Origin of the sequence: Psychroserpens burtonensis DSM 12212 (assembly GCF_000425305.1) — a bacterium.
GTDB lineage: Bacteria > Bacteroidota > Bacteroidia > Flavobacteriales > Flavobacteriaceae > Psychroserpens > Psychroserpens burtonensis.
In genome coordinates, this window is sequence record NZ_AUDE01000001.1 from 1 (window position 1) to 14072 (window position 14072).

The following is a 14072-nucleotide window of genomic DNA, read 5'->3' on the forward strand; positions in this document are numbered from 1 at the left end:
CATATCTCAAAGGTATTAATTGAAATTTAAAATAGTACTCCGAACTTATTGAGGGCTAAACTACTAACCAAGTTTGGGCCTCAGACATAACTTACATTAGAACCGTAAAAGGTTTTGCTACTTGGCTTTGATAACCGATATGTATTCTCGTAAAATTGTAGGATATGATCTTAGTGATAGTCTGGAACTAAAAGGATGCGTAAGAGCGCTTAATAAGGCTATTTATCAAGCTAAAAGTATTGAAGGACTCATACATCATTCGGATAGAGGAATACAGTATTGCAGCAATGTTTACACCCAAATACTTAAAAGAAAGAAAATAGATATTAGTATGACAGAAGAAAATCATTGTTACGAAAACGCAATGGCAGAAAGGGTAAACGGCATATTAAAAGATGAATTTTATCTTGACCAGACCTTTGCTAACGTGCCACACGCTAAAGCAGTAGCAAAAAATGCAATTAATTTATACAATGAAATAAGATTACATTTATCTTTAGACTTCAAAACACCAAATATGGTCTATAAATTAACCGCATAAAATCAATTTTAACCTGTAGCCATATTTCAGGACTAGACATTACCACAAACCAATGATAAAATTCTTTAGAAAAATTAGACAAAACTTGCTTATGGAAAATAAAACTGGAAAGTATTTAAAATATGCCATTGGAGAAATTGTTTTGGTTGTAATTGGAATATTAATTGCACTTCAGATTAATCAATGGAATGAAAATCGAAAGGAAAATAATGGGTTAAAAACATTAACTGAAAATCTAAATAATGAATTCCAGAAGAACTTAAAAGAACTTGATATTGACTTATCGCGCGTAAAAAATGCAATTACTGCGAGTAATACTTTATTATCATATACAGGTACAAAAAATGTTGAGGTCGATAACATAATAATTGATAGCTTAATTTATTATGCTGTCTCTAATCCTACTTGGAATCCAAGTTCTTATGTGTTAAATGATATCAAAAATTCTGGTAAATTATCAATTTTAAAAAATGAAAACCTTAAACTTCTTTTATATGATTGGGATAGACTTTATGAAGATATCCTAGAATGGCATGCTGGCTCAACTATTAATACAAACCGAGTAGTTCATTTTGTAGGTGAAAAAGGATCCTTAGTTAATATTGACCATTATAATAATAAAAATGAGAAAGGCACAAAGTTCGACATTGAAAACATAGACTTATTACAGGAAATACGTTTTGAAAATGAACTAGAAAACAGTTTATATTCTTTAATAGAATTGGACAAAAGGTATAATAAAGCAAGTGTTTTATTAAATAAAATTATAGAGCTTTCGAATAGTAATGATATTACAAAATAAAATAACGAAAGGCTAATACCGTGTATAATTCATTGCTAGTTCTAGCCTACTTTGAAATTCCTTCGGAATTTCTTCTGGTTCGTTTTAGTTTACTAATTTAGTTGCTAAAACACGCAACGAAATCATACACAACAACGTTAGCCAACATTTTGACAAACCGCTAACCAATGATAAACTTCTTTAGAAAAATACGCTACGACCTTATGGAAAAAAACAAAACTGGAAAGTATTTGAAATATGCTATTGGTGAAATTATTCTAGTCGTTATTGGAATTTTAATTGCACTTTCTATTAATAATTGGAATGAAAAGCGAAACAATTTAAAAAAGGGACAAACTATCTTAATTCAATTAAAAAAAGAATATAAATCCAATCTTCTCCAATTAGATGAAAAAATATTAATGAGATCTAAAATTGTTAGATCTTGCAAAGATATTTTAGATATAATTGATAATCCAATAAGTTTAAATCAGGACAGTTTATTTCAAAAAATAGCGACGCTAACATTAGACCCAACTTTTGATCCAGTTACTAACGATCTAATTAGTTCTGGTAATCTTCGACTAATTAAAAATGAGGATTTGAAACAAAAACTGTCAAACTGGACTTCGGATATACTCGCATTGCAAGAAATGGAACTCCAATGGCAGAAAATGACTCTTCAAATTAACTTTCCTTTTATAGTTAGACTAAATATTTATCGGGATATTGCTAATGTTCAATATAAAAATGAAACCGTACCTGTTTTTATACTTGATAAAAGTCTTAACGGAAAATTGAATATTGGTAAATCTAAAAAAACCCCTAGTTTGGCGGAAGTACTAAACAATCCCGAACTCGAAAGTCTGGTTACGAAAGCAATAACTGATAATTATCTCAATAATCTTCAATCACACTCACTAAGGAATAAAATCAATGATATTATCAATCTAATTGACAAAGAGATTAAACGGTAAATAACGAAAGCACAATACCGTTGTGCTTCATTATGATTATTTACCTAAGCTTGGCTTGCGATAATAACTACTGTGAACCATTCCTACCATATCGATTATGCTAGTTTTACTGATTTTATATGTGTTAAAAATAGTATCCACTAAATCTCTCTTGGACCTGATGTTCCTAACTTTTTTTTTAAAAGTTCTTGCTGGACTTCCAACTCAATCTCCTTGTTACTTAAAAGCTTACGAAGTATTCTATTTTCCTCTTCTGCTTGCTTTAACTCTTTACTACGCGTGTCATAGGTCACTTTTAAGCCTGCTTCGCCTTGGGTATCATATTTCTTCTTCCAACTATAAAAAAGTTCCCGTACTAACCTTGTATTTACGACTGGTTTCAACGATTCCTAATTCTTCAGATGTGGATAGAATTTTTAACTTTTCTTCTAAACTCCATTTCTTGTATTTCATATCTCAAAGGTATTAATTGAAATTTAAAATAGCACTCCGAACTTATTGGGGGCTAAACTACTAGATGGTTATATCGAGACAAATAAATCAATTGCTTGGGGAATAACTTTAAAATATGACTCTAAAATTATTGGGACAATTTGTTTGTGGAATTTTTCTCAAAACAATAAAACAAAGGCATTATGAGTGAAACCCTAAAAATGATCATTGATTTTGGTTTTAAAGAATTAAAATTTAACAAAATAGAGGCTTTTACATATACTGAAAATGAGAATTCTAAAAAACTATTAGAAAAAAACGGATTCCACCTTAATGAGAATAGAAAAGATCTAGATCATAAATCAAATATTATATTTGAAATTGAAAATGCCAACAGCTAACAATGTATAAAAATAATGTTAAATTGAGCGCTTAATCAAGTGTTAGTGCCTTTTTGTTACGGCTAATTTTACTTAGGAAAATCCACGCACACAAAACGTTATCTACAATTCCCACTTTTACGGGAAAAAATAATTACTCTAAGCTAACGTTTAGGTAATCGGAAAAAACCACGGCTGAAAATAAGAATAACTGACAGCTGATTTTCAGAACGATATAAAAACGTTAGTCAGAATTAATAAAATGAGTGACTTAAAAGCGATAGTAAAAACAACCTAATATTTAAAAATAAACCTCCTCAGAAGATATATCATATAACAAAAAAGAAGATATGCTTAGGTCTTCACCGCTAAACTTATGTCAGATAAAACAATTTTAACCATAGGGATTTTAGCCCATGTAGATGCAGGTAAAACCTCAATTACCGAGTCTCTACTGCATCACTCAGGGACAACTACATCTCTGGGTAGTGTAGATAAAGGTTCAGCTATTACTGATGGTTTAACTATGGAAAAAAATAGAGGAATTTCCATCAAAGCCTCATCTGTTAATTTCTCTTGGGAGCATCGTTTATTCCAGTTGGTAGACACCCCAGGCCATATTGATTTTTCAGCTGAAGTTGATCGATCTCTTTCAATATTGGATGGTGTAATACTAGTAGTTTCTGCAAAGGAAGGCGTTCAAGCCCATACCCTTAACCTATGGGAGAGTTTGATAGAACGAAAACTACCTGTCATCATTTTTTTTAATAAAATAGATAGGGCTGGCGTAGATGTAGAGCGCGTTTTTTTAGATTTTCAAAAAGACTTAGGCGTTCAACTTTTCGCTTTGAATTATCCCGATGTATCTCATCCAGACAACCCAAAATTATTATCGTTTACAAATTGTGCTCATCATATAAACTCTACAATCCTTGATACGTCAATGGAAAATCTAGCAGAATGTGACGAGACTTTTCTCTCGCAATATCTCGAAGGAGAGATCTCTAATTTAGAACAAGTTTTAGAGAAAGGAAAACAAAATATAAAAACTAGGGCACTTTATGGTTCGCTCTTCGGTAGTGCTAAATTAGGCTTGGGCATAGAAGAATTATTAAACAGTATTACGACATTAATCCCCCAACCAAAAAGCTACTATTCAACTGCCGCTGCAAAAGTTTTTAAAGTAACATTCGATAAAAAAAAAGGAAGATTAGCCTACATCAAATCGTATGGAAGCAGGCTAAAAAGCAAAGACTTCATTCGATCTCAACAGCTGGATAAGGACATTAAAATTAATCAGATATTTAAACCTCACCTTGGAGGTTTAGTCCAAAGCTCTGAATTACATAAGGGAGAAATCGGAATTATTACCACTTCTGATAGTATACTTCCTGGAGATATTTTAGGTTCTGAGGACCTTAAGGATCAATATTCAAAAATTAGTGAGGCTGTACTTGGCGTGGAAGTGATCCCAAAGGATGTAAAGGATTATCAAAAACTGGGAGAGGCTTTAGAAATCCTCAATGTTGAAGATCCAATATTAGATTTTAAATGGTTCAAGGAGGAAAAAGAGTTTCATTTAAAAATTTTAGGTCCTATTCAAACTGAGGTTCTAAAAGAAAATTTAATCCAAAGATGGGCCGTTGAAGCAGAATTCCACAAACCTAAAGTGATTTACAAAGAAACACCCTCTAAATCAGCTCAAGGTTATGTGCGTTATTGGATGCCAAAACCATGCTGGGCCATTATGACATTCTTGATAGAACCAGCACCACTAGGTAGTGGCGTTTCATTTACTTCAAACGTAAGAACGAGTGATATTAGTAACAAGTATCTCAATGAGGTCAAGCGAGCCATTCCTTGGTCTCTAAAACAAGGCATTCATGGATATGAAGTTACCGATATATCCATTACACTTATAGCCGGTACAGAACATACCGTTCATTCAAATCCTGGAGATTTTCTATTAGCTACACCAATGGGCCTGCTCAAAGGATTAGAAAATGCCGGAACAGATCTTTTAGAACCCATGTATGCTTTTGAAATCAAAGCCAATAAAGATTTGTTAGGGCCTATTTCTACTGATTTAAACCAGATGAATGCTCAGATAGATACTCCTATGTTCGAAAATTATTTTTTCATTATAGCTGGAAGAGTTTCAGTAGCTGCTGCCATGGATTATGCTATAAAATTTAATGCTACAACCTCGGGAAAAGGACGTCTAAAACTAACACTGGATGGCTATAAAAAAACTACTACCACTGATGACAAAATCAGGAGTTACAAAGGCGTTTCACCTCTAGATGAGTCTCAATGGATACTGCATATGCGTGGCGCCTTTAAAGCAGATGACAGGTCATCCAGCTAAAACTGAACAAAAAAGTAGATCATAGCATATAGAGAGTTCGGTGGTTTAGCAAGGTCCTGAGTGCTCTAACAAATCATCAAATATAAAAATTTAGCTTAGTGCAAACTTAGAAGTTTATTATTTCCTACTGCCCTCCTTACCATATTCTAAATGTTTGCAAAAATGTCAAAAACCTTATGAATAAAATATTAATTATTTTTCTACTATTCGGACTTTGCTCTTGCGGAAAAAAGAAGAAATCTGAAAAGAAAACAGAGCATGTAATAATTAAAAAAACTGTATCTGAATTAAAAGACTTCGAATTAATTGAGGACTTTGAAAAACATAAAGCAGAATTTAGCACTGAAACTTTTGAACTTAATAACCATTCTGCTAATGGTGGTGAGTTGACATTATTCCATGATAAAAAATTCAATTATATTGTTTATGATTTTTGGCTTTATGGAGAAACTGGAAAACTAAATTATACGTATTGGACAGAAAAAAAAGGAAAGATAAATTTTATATTCCTCGAACAATTGAAATAAGTGTATAATAACCTTAATCCTCTCTTTTGTTCTTTATTAATTATTACTAAATTTAATGAATTGTAAACTTAAGCTGTGTATAATGAATTGCTTTGGTCAGTGCTCATTTGTAAAATTCTTTAAGAATTTGCTCCGGTTCGTATTTGTTTGCTAAATTAGTTGCTTAATCACGCAACTATCCTTACAACAAAAGTTGTACTTCAGTATAAGCAACCAATAAGATTCCCGCTTTCTCGGGACATAAAAAGGATAAGATTCTTTAGATTATTGAAATAAAATTTTAGAAATAGAGATCAACTGTTCAGTGGACATTTGGTTGAGATAGCCGCTAGCGGATGTCCATAAAGTGAATAGAAACTATGATTAAGTTTTTTCGACGAATTAGATACGACCTTATAGAAAAAAATAAAACTGGTAAGTATTTCAAATATGCTGTAGGCGAAATTGTTCTTGTAGTTATTGGAATTTTGATTGCATTAAGCATTAATAATTGGAATGAAGAGCGTAAAAAAAAGGGTTTCATGATTACTAACATCAAGTCCATTTCAGAAGATATTAAAGCTGACCTTTATGATATTAAAAAGGTCAATAAAACCTTATATAATCAAATTGTAGCAGCCAATAATATAATACCAATTATGGAATCTGAAAATAGATTCATTATCGATTCTCTGAAATTTATAATGGATTTTAATTCATTTACTACGACTCCAATTATTTCTGAACGCTCAAACACATGGAGTTTCATTAATTCCTCTGGAGTTGTATCTGAATTTCCTGATTCTAAACTTTTAAAACTACTTCAAGATTATTATAAGAATTATAATGATATAGTCATCAATTTTACAAATTCAGGAAACCCTGCTAAACTAGAGCTTCGAAAGCTAAAATATGAACTTTTTAGTGACACGGAACATCGCAAATTTTTCCCCACTAATTCACCAAAAGCTCCAAGCTCGAAAGTATATAATTCTATTTTTGAGGATAAACGAATTTTGCCATTATGCAGGTTTATTGGCAGCACAGCTAATTATTTTGAAAAAAGTTTTAATTCTGTTCAAGATAAAGGAGAAACAGTTCTAGATTATATAAATGAAAAATATAATTAATGAAAAAAAATAACGAAAGCACAACAACGCATATAATTAAATGCCTAGTACCGTGTGTACTTGGAAAATCCTATAGATTCCCCTTTGGTTCGTTTTCTTTTGCTAAATTAGTCCTAAACAAAAATAACGCACTTTATATGAACACGTTAGACTTCATTAAAACCGACAACTAAGATTCCTGCTTTCTCGGGAAATAAATATGATTAGATCCTTTAAATTACTCAAACAAAATTTTGCGAAGTAAAATCAAATGTCCAGTAGACATTTGGTTGAAATAGCCGCCAAAAGACATCCATAAAATTAATAGAAACTATGATTAAGTTTTTTAGACGAATTAGATACGACCTTATGGAAAAACACAAAACAAGTAAATACCTTAAATATGCCATCGGAGAAATCGTTCTGGTTGTTATTGGGATACTAATCGCTTTATCTATAAATAATTGGAATCAAGAACGTGTGTCTAAAAACAAAGCCTACTCTTACTTAAATCAAATTAATAACGACTTATCTTTAGACTTACGATTCTATGATTCTATGATTTATGATTGGTCAGAATTTATTTTGGTTTTTGATAAGGTTATAAAAAGCGATTTAAAAAACGATACACTAATCACAAAACTTGGAAGTATATTAACAATAAATTCAGACCCTAGAGAATTTGGAAACTCCTACAATAATCTGATAAACTCTGGTGACATAGATTTAATTGAGGACAAAGCTCTTCTAACTAAATTCCATGAATACTACCGTATCTCTTGTCAATTATATAACAATGTTTCAGAATACCAGAGAACCTTTAATATACATAATATCGAGGGTCCCCTTGTTCAAACGCTGGTCATGGAAGAAGGTGGCTCCTATAGTTTAGAGTCGCTCAAAAAAGGAATAGCCTCAGGCAATTTAATATCAATGATTAATTGGCAAAATAGTTCGTACAAAACTTTACTTAAATTCCTTAAAAGAAACCAAAAAGAAGCACAAGAACTTCAAAGAATAATAAAGGATTTAGAAGAAACAAAAGGCTAAAACAGTATATAATTAATTACTTTAGCAAGTGCTCATAGACAAAACATTAATAAATTGAAAAATAAAGTTCTTTTTAAGTTATTTATTATCATTGCTATCCATTATTTAATTTAGCCAGACCGTCTCAGATAGGACCATTACAATTGATCCCAAGCTGTCTTTTCAAAACTATGAACATTTCAAAAGGTTAACGCTAAGCTTTCCAGATTCGCCCATCGAATATATAGATGACTTTGACTTTGAATGGGGTTATACCTATAAAATAAATGTTAGAGAAACAAGATTAAGATCAACCTTGTCTGATGGAACTCAATATGACTATGCACTCAATCATATTATTTCAAAAATAAAGGGGCCTAACTCAACTCCGTTTAAATTGTTTCTTGACCCATCGTTATATTATCATCCAGTAGACGCAAGTCAACAAGAAATAAATAAAACCTTAAAACCAATTAATGATAGTTTATATCTATACTTTGACAAAGTTAAAATTGAAGTTCCCGCTAATTTGAAAATATTATTTAATCAGATTCTAGAGGGAAAAGTATCAAGAATGGGTCATTTTATTTTTATAAATGAAGAACGCATTAGACTTGTCCATTTTTAACTCATAACACATACAAAACCTGTACATCTTTGAAAGTAGGTTTAGTAAGAACATTAAGATAATGATCGTCAAAACCTACTCTTACAAAAAAAGCCTTGTTTTATTGTTGAGTTTTAAGACCCCAAATTAAAAAAATACTCCTCGAAAAAATTATGCTTCAGTAAACAGATATTCGAAAGAACGCTCTCCAACCTTTCAAAAGCACATAAAAAGAGATTGAGTTAAAAACATTAAATACCCCAATTTGTTTAACCTATCTAAAAACAAAAAGCCTTTCAATTTCTTGAAAGGCTTAATTTTACTAGTGGTCCCACTTGGGCTCGAACCAAGGACCACCTGATTATGAGTCAGGTGCTCTAACCAACTGAGCTATGGGACCTATTGTTATAAATAACAATATGCTCTTTAAAAGCGTCTGCAATATTACCACATATTTTAAAACTCTACAAGAAATTTATATCAATTTACTCCTTAATATCTTGGCATAACTCAATCAAAACGCCATTTGTAGATTTTGGATGCAAAAAAGCAATAAGCTTATTATCTGCACCTCTCTTAGGTTTTTCGTGAATCATCTTAAAACCTTCGCCTTTTAATCGCTCAATTTCCTTTTCTATATCCCCTACCGCAAAAGCAATATGATGAATCCCCTCGCCTTTTCTTTCTATGAATTTGGCAATAGGACTGTCGGCTGTCGTTGCTTGTAACAACTCTATTTTATTTGGACCCATCTCAAAGAAAGAGGTAATTACACCCTCACTTTCTACAGCTTCTGTTTTATAATGTTTTGTACCAAAGAGCGCAGCAAATAAATCATTTGACGCTTCAATATCTTTTACTGCAATTCCTATATGTTCTATTTTTTTCATATTCATTTTCCGCGAAAACGGAAACCTCTTAAGTGGTTATTCTCTTTTTTACTTACTTCAAAGTTAACATAATCCTTAATTATCGCCTATTTTTGTAGCTAGAAACCAAAACTTGGTTTTATTTTTGATAAAAGTCGTTATATTAGAATGACTGATGATGACGTAACAACGACTTAAATTTAAAACAATGGAAGAATTTACCCAAAGACAGAAAAAAATTGGCGGACTTTTACAAAAAGACCTTGCAGATATATTACAAAAAGCAGCCAAGGATGGCGGAATGCGAGGAGTCATTATTTCGGTAAGTAAAGTGAACGTCACCACCGATTTATCGGTTGCCAAAGTATACCTCAGCGTATTTCCAAATGGTAAAGGAAAAGAACTCATTGAAGGTATTCGCTCAAACACCCCTTTAATTCGTCACGAAATGGCGCAACGCACCAAAAACCAATTACGTCGTATGCCTAACTTAGAGTTTTTTATTGACGACTCTTTAGAATATATAGACGGCATAGAAAGATCTCTCAAAAGAGAAGAAGACCCAATTAAAGAAGCAGATCTTTTAGCAAAACGTAAAAAGAAATAATCGGTTTTAGCAAAACCTTTATAAATAGTTTTATCGTAAAATTGATCTTCCTTTTACAAATAAGAGCATGAACTTCTCATTTTACATAGCAAAACGCTACCTGTTTTCTAAAAGCAGCAATAGCTCTATAAACATCATGACTATTATTGCAGCTTCAGGGACTGTAATTGCTGCTACTGCTCTATTTATTGTCCTCTCTGGTTTTGCTGGGTTAAAAAATTTAAGTCTAGAATATACCTCTGTTGTAGATCCTGATTTAAAACTATTTCCTTTAGAAGGGAAATCGTTTATAATTTCAAAAGAGGACTCTCTTAAAATTAAAACTATAAGCGGAATTCAAAGCTATTCTAAAACGATAGAAGAACGTGTTATTTTAGAATTTGATGGTAAAAAGCAAATTGTTACCATGAAAGGTGTGGATGAAAACTTTACTAAAGTTACAGCTATTGATTCTATGGTTTACTACGGAAATTGGCTAGAACGCAATACTAGTCAAATTGTTTCTGGTGGTATCATCTCCAGAAATCTTTCTTACGGAGTTCTTGATCTAACAAGGAATCAAAAAATATACGTCCCAAAACCAGGAAAAGGACAAATCAGCTCTGTAAAAGGCGCTTTTAACTCTTTAGAGGCTTATAACGTTGGTGTATTTGACATCAATGAAGAACTTAATAGTGAATATATCTTTGCCAATATTGAAACGGCTAGATATTTGTTAAACTATAACGACAACCAAATATCATCTATAGAGTTTAAATTAGTCCCAGAAGCTGACCAAATTCAAATTTCAGAAGCATTGCAAACTGTTTTTGGAAATCGCGTCACTATTAAAAACAGAGCTCAGCTAAATGATGCCCTCTATAAAATGCTCAACACCGAAAACGTTGCGGTCTATCTCATTTTTACTTTAGTTATTATCATTGCCCTTTTTAATGTAATTGGCGCCTTAATTATGATGATTTTAGATAAAAAAGCATCGCTAAATACCCTTTTTAATTTAGGCACAACAACAAAAGATATAAGACGTATTTTCTTTTTACAAGGTAGTTTGATGACTATTCTTGCTGGTACAATAGGATTAATCTTAGGGTTTGTAGTTGTGTTTTTACAGCAACAATTTTCACTTATTATGTTGACACCAGCCTTAGCTTATCCCGTAGAATTAAAGCTTATAAATTTCTTAATTGTCTTTATCACTATCGTCGTCTTAGGAATTTTAGCTTCTAAATTAGCTTCGCAGAGAATTAATCGAAATTTGGTAAAAGGTTAATTCATCAGTGCGCAATTTCCTATATCCAATTTGCAGTTGATTAGTCCTAACTTAAAAAATAGGCTTGAGATAAACGTCCTAAATATTCTTTAAAACGTATTCTAGCAAAAAAGAAAAGACGTATTCTAATAGATTAAAAATCCAGTTAATTAGAATAATAAAGAAGCTGTTTCTTTAAAATAATTTAAAATTAGTGGGTTTAGATAAATTTATCTTTGAGAAAAACACACAAGGGTAAATCAGCTTCACAGCTTTACAACATCAAGAAAACTGGTGATTTCCAAAGGACTCCAACACCTCATCAAAAGCAGCAAATACATCTTTAGCATCATCGCTTGTGACCATTTTCATTCTGTGTTCTTTGAAGTTAGGAATGCCTTTAAAGTAATTTGTATAATGGCGTCTCGTTTCAAAAACACCTAACTTTTCACCTTTCCAATCTATAGACATCTGGAGGTGACGTCTTGCAGCATCAACGCGATCTGCCATTGATATTGGTGCTAAATGCTCTCCAGTTTCAAAAAAATGTTTGACTTGTTTAAAAAACCAAGGATTTCCAATTGTTGCACGACCAATCATACAACCATCTAATCCAAAGCTATCGCGCATTAAAGCCGCTTTTTCGGGTGTATCCACATCGCCATTTCCAAATACAGGAATGTGCATTCTTGGATTGTTTTTCACAGCTGCAATTGGCTTCCAATCAGCTTCACCTTTATACATTTGCGCACGTGTTCTGCCATGAATAGAAATTGCTTTACAACCAACATCTTGAAGCCGCTCTGCAACCTCAACAATTCTTATAGAGTCGTGATCCCAACCTAGACGGGTTTTAACAGTAACAGGAAGATTGGTGCGTTTTACCATCTCTGCAGTAAGACTTTCCATCAAACAAATATCCTTTAGGATTCCTGCACCTGCACCTTTGCTCACTACTTTTTTTACTGGACATCCAAAATTAATGTCTATAATGTCTGGTTTAGAGCGCTCAACAATATCAATCGTCTGCAACATACTTTCCATGTTAGCTCCAAAAATCTGGATCCCAACAGGCCGTTCTTTTTCATAGATATCGAGTTTCATGACGCTTTTTGCTGCATCCCGAATTAAGCCTTCACTTGAAATAAATTCTGTGTACACAACGTCTGCACCTTGCTCCTTGCACAATGCTCGAAACGGTGGATCACTAACATCTTCCATTGGAGCTAACAACAACGGAAAATCTGAAAGTTCTATATCGCCTATCTTTACCAAACTCAATATATTTTGCGCAAAATTACAGTTTTTTAGGTAATTGTATACCTGCAACACCAATAACTAAATATAATGTGATTTTACATCATAAAAGGAGTAATCAAATTACGTCTGTAGATCTAGTCTCCATGACACTTGGAGTTGCCTTATACTCTTTAGTTGGAGCTCATTCAACTCGAATTATCGGGAAGCGTTTAGTTGATTTTTCCGAAGAAAAAAACCCAACCATACCAGCGATTCTTTATCTTCGTGAATTACTAAAAATAGTACTACAGAAATAGACCAACTTAAAAATTACTGATTTTAAAATGTAATCATCACGCATTTAACCCAGTTCAACAACCACTTCATTCTTTCTGTTTATCGCTTCATAAGGCGCATTGTATCCAAAAAAGTAAAACCGGTTAGTATAGGAAATCCCTTCTTTTTCTAAGGCTTTGATAAGTTGATTTTTATAATCTTCAATTTTCATATCATTAGCCCAACCTCCAAACGTTATAACAGCCATTTTTTTTGCTGGCTCTTCTTTAAATTCTATCTGTGACTGATTTGGTTTTGGTAAATCTTCTTTCTTAAAATTTTTAGGCACCATAAACATCATGGTCATAGAGTCTTCCAAAGACATTGAGACAGGTGAAGTCATTGCAATTTTTTTGTTCTCTTCGTTTCCACCAAAAATATATCCAGCTAAAACAGAAAACCCTTGACTTGATCCTTTTTTGTAATCACCAGTAGTTAGCTTAACCGATGTAAATAAGGTTGCCTCATAGGACCTAACCTCAAATGCATCATATGTCTTTATTACTTTATAAGGATATTTTTCAATTCCGTTTTGACTTTTCATAGCATAGATTTGAACGATAGCAAAAATTATTACAAGCACTAATACTACAATTAAAACTGTTTTCATTTTCATGTGATTTATTGATTTTTATTAAACTGTTTTAAGACCCAAAGCCCATAAAAACCTAAAAACAATTCTGCAATTGTTCCAAAGACATAACCAAAGGTTGGTATTCCATCTATTAAAATACTTAAGACTCTACCGCAACCCAGACCTAACATAAAAATGATATTAGTAATAAGTGCGGTTTTTAGATAATTGGATTTCAAAACACCCATAATCCACAGTGTAGAAAACCCTAAATACAATCCCATAACGGCTTTGTAGAAATTGTGTTCATCCACAGTCTCTAGAAACATATCAAAGCTTAGGTCTGGCTTAAAACCGTAAACAAAAGCCATAGGGATAACAATACAGACAGAAATGATTAAGTGTATTTTATTTATGATGTCTTGCTTTCTTTTCATTTATAACGTTTAAAAAACTTCAACTGCGCTC

At 32.3% G+C, this 14072-nt stretch carries 16 protein-coding genes, 1 tRNA gene and 1 pseudogene; 12 read left to right on the forward strand and 6 right to left on the reverse strand.

The features are described from left to right. Positions 1 to 115: 115 nt before the first annotated feature. The 3 genes and pseudogenes from H593_RS0100005 to H593_RS19760 all read left to right on the forward strand — a co-directional run. Positions 116 to 541 (forward strand): annotated as a pseudogene (locus H593_RS0100005) (transposase); the annotation flags it as partial. A gap of 91 nt (positions 542 to 632) precedes the next feature. Further along, a complete protein-coding gene (locus tag H593_RS19755) occupies positions 633 to 1343 on the forward strand; it encodes a DUF6090 family protein (RefSeq protein WP_028870515.1) in 711 nt (236 codons plus the stop codon). A gap of 203 nt (positions 1344 to 1546) precedes the next feature. Next, the gene (locus tag H593_RS19760) at positions 1547 to 2299 is read left to right on the forward strand and encodes a DUF6090 family protein (protein ID WP_028870516.1); all 753 of its coding nucleotides are present in this window, start codon (positions 1547 to 1549) and stop codon (positions 2297 to 2299) included. Between the two features lie 140 nt (positions 2300 to 2439). Here the strand turns inward: H593_RS19760 and H593_RS18235 are convergent, their stop codons facing one another. Then, complete coding sequence (locus H593_RS18235) at positions 2440 to 2682, reverse strand: hypothetical protein (protein WP_245584978.1); 243 nt, start codon at positions 2680 to 2682, stop codon at positions 2440 to 2442. Positions 2683 to 2934: 252 nt separating this feature from the next. Between H593_RS18235 and H593_RS20665 the strand changes: the two genes are divergently transcribed. The 6 genes from H593_RS20665 to H593_RS0100050 all read left to right on the forward strand — a co-directional run bounded on the left by H593_RS20665 (position 2935) and on the right by H593_RS0100050 (position 8751). Next, entirely contained in the window at positions 2935 to 3132 is a 198-nt protein-coding gene (locus H593_RS20665) for a GNAT family N-acetyltransferase (RefSeq protein ID WP_051229570.1), read from the forward strand. Between the two features lie 355 nt (positions 3133 to 3487). Further along, positions 3488 to 5479, forward strand: coding sequence for an elongation factor G (locus tag H593_RS0100030; protein ID WP_028870517.1), 1992 nt, complete (start codon positions 3488 to 3490; stop codon positions 5477 to 5479). Between the two features lie 176 nt (positions 5480 to 5655). Next, positions 5656 to 6006 (forward strand): hypothetical protein, encoded by a 351-nt coding sequence (locus H593_RS0100035; protein ID WP_028870518.1) that lies wholly within the window; start codon positions 5656 to 5658, stop codon positions 6004 to 6006. A gap of 359 nt (positions 6007 to 6365) precedes the next feature. Further along, positions 6366 to 7115 (forward strand): DUF6090 family protein, encoded by a 750-nt coding sequence (locus H593_RS19765; protein ID WP_051229571.1) that lies wholly within the window; start codon positions 6366 to 6368, stop codon positions 7113 to 7115. A gap of 348 nt (positions 7116 to 7463) precedes the next feature. Continuing rightward, a complete protein-coding gene (locus H593_RS19770; protein ID WP_051229572.1) occupies positions 7464 to 8144 on the forward strand; it encodes a DUF6090 family protein in 681 nt (226 codons plus the stop codon). 223 nt (positions 8145 to 8367) lie between these two features. Next, on the forward strand, positions 8368 to 8751 hold the full coding sequence (locus H593_RS0100050) for a DUF4377 domain-containing protein (protein WP_261793645.1): 384 nt from the start codon (positions 8368 to 8370) through the stop codon (positions 8749 to 8751). 305 nt (positions 8752 to 9056) lie between these two features. On the opposite strand, the gene H593_RS0100055 is transcribed toward H593_RS0100050, so the two are convergent. Further along, positions 9057 to 9130 (reverse strand) — tRNA-Ile (locus H593_RS0100055). Between the two features lie 85 nt (positions 9131 to 9215). Then, entirely contained in the window at positions 9216 to 9620 is a 405-nt protein-coding gene (gene mce / locus H593_RS0100060) for a methylmalonyl-CoA epimerase (protein ID WP_028870520.1), read from the reverse strand. Between the two features lie 187 nt (positions 9621 to 9807). On the opposite strand from mce, the gene rbfA reads away from it, so the two are divergent. Together rbfA and H593_RS0100070 are read left to right on the forward strand one after the other, a co-directional pair. Then, positions 9808 to 10206, forward strand: a complete 399-nt coding sequence (gene rbfA / locus H593_RS0100065; protein WP_028870521.1) for a 30S ribosome-binding factor RbfA — start codon at positions 9808 to 9810, stop codon at positions 10204 to 10206. A gap of 67 nt (positions 10207 to 10273) precedes the next feature. Further along, positions 10274 to 11476: an ABC transporter permease gene (locus tag H593_RS0100070; protein WP_028870522.1), complete on the forward strand. Its 1203-nt coding sequence runs from the start codon at positions 10274 to 10276 to the stop codon at positions 11474 to 11476. Between the two features lie 261 nt (positions 11477 to 11737). Here the strand turns inward: H593_RS0100070 and dusB are convergent, their stop codons facing one another. Further along, positions 11738 to 12730 carry a tRNA dihydrouridine synthase DusB gene (gene dusB, locus H593_RS0100075; RefSeq protein WP_028870523.1) on the reverse strand — a complete coding sequence of 331 codons (993 nt, stop codon included), beginning with the start codon at positions 12728 to 12730 and terminating at the stop codon, positions 11738 to 11740. Positions 12731 to 12804: 74 nt separating this feature from the next. On the opposite strand from dusB, the gene H593_RS20670 reads away from it, so the two are divergent. Beyond that, positions 12805 to 13011, forward strand: coding sequence for a hypothetical protein (locus tag H593_RS20670; protein ID WP_147231250.1), 207 nt, complete (start codon positions 12805 to 12807; stop codon positions 13009 to 13011). A gap of 44 nt (positions 13012 to 13055) precedes the next feature. Here H593_RS20670 and H593_RS0100080 read toward each other — a convergent pair whose 3' ends face one another. Together H593_RS0100080 and H593_RS0100085 are read right to left on the reverse strand one after the other, a co-directional pair. Further along, on the reverse strand, positions 13056 to 13640 hold the full coding sequence (locus H593_RS0100080; protein WP_028870524.1) for an SOUL family heme-binding protein: 585 nt from the start codon (positions 13638 to 13640) through the stop codon (positions 13056 to 13058). A gap of 11 nt (positions 13641 to 13651) precedes the next feature. Further along, positions 13652 to 14041: a DUF4345 domain-containing protein gene (locus H593_RS0100085; protein ID WP_028870525.1), complete on the reverse strand. Its 390-nt coding sequence runs from the start codon at positions 14039 to 14041 to the stop codon at positions 13652 to 13654. Positions 14042 to 14072: the final 31 nt, after the last annotated feature.

Coding starts and splice junctions, on each gene's coding strand:
- H593_RS19755 (WP_028870515.1), top strand. CDS start 633: ATGGAAAATAAAACTGGAAAGTATTTAAAATATGCCATTGGAGAAATT.
- H593_RS19760 (WP_028870516.1), top strand. CDS start 1,547: ATGGAAAAAAACAAAACTGGAAAGTATTTGAAATATGCTATTGGTGAA.
- H593_RS20665 (WP_051229570.1), top strand. CDS start 2,935: ATGAGTGAAACCCTAAAAATGATCATTGATTTTGGTTTTAAAGAATTA.
- H593_RS0100030 (WP_028870517.1), top strand. CDS start 3,488: ATGTCAGATAAAACAATTTTAACCATAGGGATTTTAGCCCATGTAGAT.
- H593_RS0100035 (WP_028870518.1), top strand. CDS start 5,656: ATGAATAAAATATTAATTATTTTTCTACTATTCGGACTTTGCTCTTGC.
- H593_RS19765 (WP_051229571.1), top strand. CDS start 6,366: ATGATTAAGTTTTTTCGACGAATTAGATACGACCTTATAGAAAAAAAT.
- H593_RS19770 (WP_051229572.1), top strand. CDS start 7,464: ATGGAAAAACACAAAACAAGTAAATACCTTAAATATGCCATCGGAGAA.
- mce (WP_028870520.1), bottom strand. CDS start 9,620: ATGAAAAAAATAGAACATATAGGAATTGCAGTAAAAGATATTGAAGCG.
- rbfA (WP_028870521.1), top strand. CDS start 9,808: ATGGAAGAATTTACCCAAAGACAGAAAAAAATTGGCGGACTTTTACAA.
- H593_RS0100070 (WP_028870522.1), top strand. CDS start 10,274: ATGAACTTCTCATTTTACATAGCAAAACGCTACCTGTTTTCTAAAAGC.
- H593_RS0100080 (WP_028870524.1), bottom strand. CDS start 13,640: ATGAAAACAGTTTTAATTGTAGTATTAGTGCTTGTAATAATTTTTGCT.
- H593_RS0100085 (WP_028870525.1), bottom strand. CDS start 14,041: ATGAAAAGAAAGCAAGACATCATAAATAAAATACACTTAATCATTTCT.